At 67.9% G+C, this 1414-nt stretch carries 1 protein-coding gene; it reads left to right on the forward strand.

Features of this window, described 5'->3' with window-relative positions:
- The first annotated feature begins 122 nt into the window (after positions 1–122).
- Positions 123–1364 (forward strand): IS256 family transposase, encoded by a 1242-nt coding sequence (locus BLQ73_RS30750; RefSeq protein WP_093176450.1) that lies wholly within the window; start codon positions 123–125, stop codon positions 1362–1364.
- Positions 1365–1414: the final 50 nt, after the last annotated feature.

Raw genomic sequence — 1414 nt, forward strand, 5'->3', positions numbered from 1 at the left:
GGTTGCGTCCACGGAAGTGGTGTACGAGTTTGACCTGGCCACAAGCGTGGCGACCGTGAAATGAACACGGCCATCGCGTGATCCTTCAGGTTGCTGAAACCATGATCGAAGGAGAACAGGCGATGGCCGCGAACAACAGTGTGAACCCTGCCGCCTGGCTGGCGAAGCAGATCGAGACCGGCGACCCCGACATGTTGCGATCCATGGTGAAGACCATGGCCGACGCGTTGATGTCGGCCGAGGCCGACACCCTGTGCGGCGCCGGCTACGGCGAGCGCAGCGACGACCGCGTCAACCACCGCAACGGCTACCGGCCACGTGAATGGGACACCAGAGCCGGAACAGTCGAGCTCGCGGTGCCCAAGCTGCGGACCGGCTCCTACTACCCCGACTGGCTGCTGGAGCGCCGACGGCGGGCCGAGCAGGCGCTGATCAGCGTGGTCGCCACCAGCTACCTGCTCGGGGTCTCCACCCGCCGAGTCGACAAGCTGGTCGAGCAGCTCGGCATCAAGAACATCTCCAAGAGCCAGGTCAGCCAGATGGCCAAGAGCCTGGACGAGCAGGTCGAGGCGTTCCGCACCCGTGCGCTGGACGGCGGTCCGTACACGTTCGTGTGGCTGGACGCCCTCACCCAGAAGGTCCGCGAGGGCGGCCGGACCGTCCACGTGCACGTCCTGGTCGCCACAGCCGTCAACGTCAACGGCCAGCGCGAGGTCCTGGGCCTGGAGGTGAGCTCGGCCGAGGACGGCGCCGGATGGCTCGCCTTCCTGCGGGGCCTGGTCGCACGCGGACTGTCGGGGGTGCAGCTGGTGGTCTCCGACGCCCACCGCGGGCTGGTGGAGGCTGTCGGCGCGTGCCTGCCGGGCGCGTGCTGGCAGCGGTGCAGGACGCACTACCTGCGGAACCTGCTGACCACGGTCCCCAAGTCCGCCCAGCCGTGGGTGGCCACGCTGGTCCGCACGATCTTCGACCAGCCCTCCGCCGAGCAGGTCCGCGCCCAGCACTCCTGGGTGATGGAGTCGCTGGAGGCGCGCTACCCGGCGGCGTGCGAGCACCTTGACGCAGCCAGGGAGGAGCTGTTGGCGTTCGCCGCTTTTCCCCGTGAGACCTGGCGGCAGATCTGGTCCAACAATCCTCAGGAGCGGCTGAACAAGGAGATCAGGCGCCGCACCGATGTGGTGGGCATCTTCCCGGACCGTGCTGCGGTCGTGCGTCTGGTGGGTGCGGTTCTGGCCGAGCAGACCGACGAGTGGATCGAGGGGCGGCGCTACATGGGGCTGGACATCCTGGCCAAGGCCCGCCTGCGGGTTGTCGGCGGCGACACGGCCGCTCAGTATCCGCTCCCGCAGACGCTTACCGCTTAACCTGCTGGAAGGATCACGCGGAGATCAGCTCTTACACCACTCCGCTGGAC

The organism is Sinosporangium album (genome assembly GCF_900100605.1).
GTDB lineage: Bacteria > Actinomycetota > Actinomycetes > Streptosporangiales > Streptosporangiaceae > Sinosporangium > Sinosporangium album.